The sequence below is a fragment of the Acinetobacter sp. YH12251 genome, from assembly GCF_013417465.1.
Classification (GTDB): Bacteria; Pseudomonadota; Gammaproteobacteria; order Pseudomonadales; family Moraxellaceae; genus Acinetobacter; species Acinetobacter amyesii.
Window position 1 is genome coordinate 1 of sequence record NZ_VPDZ01000051.1, and the last position, 1,564, is coordinate 1,564.

A 1,564-nucleotide genomic window follows, 5' to 3' on the forward strand; every position below is an offset into this window, starting at 1 on the left:
ATGAAGACGGCTTACGCCACCATCAAAGGTATTGAGGTGATGCGTGCACTACGCAAAGGCCAGGCCTCAGCATTTTATTATGGTGATCCCCTGGGCGAAATGCGCCTGGTAAGCAGAGTTTTTGAAACGTAAGGCCTTTGAATAAGACAAAAGGCTGCCTCATCGCTAACTTTGCAACAGTGCCGAATTTAGCGCGGTCGCTAAACATTTCGGCACCACCCAGGTGCTGCACGATATCAATCTGAAAATTGATGCCGGTGAATACCGGCTGGCTGCCGACGATCCGGATGAGGAGAACACCCTCGCCACGGCAGTTTTCACCCTCGATGCCAACCACGTCAGGTGGCAAATTTTCGACATTAACCGCGACGATGCTAAATTTCAGGGAGAAGTGCGTGGGTGAGATAGCCGGTCGTCAGTCATAAAGGGCAGGGTAGTACCGTTGGCCCGGCGTTCGATAGTACCGTCCGGATACTGCCAGATATCGGCGTCCAGGGAGATGTCCTGAAGCGCGGTGTCCGGAATTTCAGGTTTGTGTCTCTACAAAGACTAACTATCAGAAAAACTCATCGAGCATCAAATGAAACTGCAATTTATTCATATCAGGATTATCAATACCATATTTTTGAAAAAGCCGTTTCTGTAATGAAGGAGAAAACTCACCGAGGCAGTTCCATAGGATGGCAAGATCCTGGTATCGGTCTGCGATTCCGACTCGTCCAACATCAATACAACCTATTAATTTCCCCTCGTCAAAAATAAGGTTATCAAGTGAGAAATCACCATGAGTGACGACTGAATCCGGTGAGAATGGCAAAAGCTTATGCATTTCTTTCCAGACTTGTTCAACAGGCCAGCCATTACGCTCGTCATCAAAATCACTAGCATCAACCAAACCGTTATTCATTCGTGATTGCGCCTGAGCGAGACGAAATACGCGATCGCTGTTAAAAGGACAATTACAAACAGGAATCGAATGCAACCGGCGCAGGAACACTGCCAGCGCATCAACAATATTTTCACCTGAATCAGGATATTCTTCTAATACCTGGAATGCTGTTTTCCCGGGGATCGCAGTGGTGAGTAACCATGCATCATCAGGAGTACGGATAAAATGCTTGATGGTCGGAAGAGGCATAAATGCCGTCAGCCAGTTTAGTCTGACCATCTCATCTGTAACATCATTGGCAACGCTACCTTTGCCATGTTTCAGAAACAACTCTGGCGCATTGGGCTTCCCATACAATCGATAGATTGTCGCACCTGATTGCCCGACATTATCGCGAGCCCATCTATACCCATATAAATCAGCATCCAGGTTGGAATTTAATCGCGGCCTCGAGCAAGACGTTTCCCGTTGAATATGGCTCATAACACCCCTTGTATTACTGTTTATGTAAGCAGACAGTTTTATTGTTCATGATGATATATTTTTATCGGCACTGTTGCAAATAGTCGGTGGTGATAAACTTATCATCCCCTTTTGCTGATGGAGCTGCACATGAACCCATTCAAAGGCCGGCATTTTCAGCGTGACATCATTCTGTGGGCCGTACGCTGGTAC

2 protein-coding genes and 1 pseudogene are annotated in these 1,564 nt (G+C 46.8%); 2 read left to right on the top strand and 1 reads right to left on the bottom strand.

Annotated features, from left to right (window positions below):
• Together FTV27_RS16985 and FTV27_RS16990 are read left to right on the top strand one after the other, a co-directional pair.
• Positions 1-132 (top strand): annotated as a pseudogene (locus FTV27_RS16985) (IS6 family transposase); the annotation flags it as partial.
• A 91-nt stretch (positions 133-223) separates the two neighbouring features.
• Entirely contained in the window at positions 224-403 is a 180-nt protein-coding gene (locus FTV27_RS16990; protein WP_000902128.1) for a hypothetical protein, read from the top strand.
• Positions 404-556: 153 nt separating this feature from the next.
• On the opposite strand, the gene FTV27_RS16995 is transcribed toward FTV27_RS16990, so the two are convergent.
• Positions 557-1,372, bottom strand: coding sequence for an aminoglycoside O-phosphotransferase APH(3')-Ia (locus FTV27_RS16995; protein ID WP_000018326.1), 816 nt, complete (start codon positions 1,370-1,372; stop codon positions 557-559).
• Positions 1,373-1,564: the final 192 nt, after the last annotated feature.

What these genes read in the sequence shown, in the direction of transcription:
- FTV27_RS16995 (WP_000018326.1), bottom strand. Translation starts at nt 1,372, where the DNA reads ATGAGCCATATTCAACGGGAAACGTCTTGCTCGAGGCCGCGATTAAAT.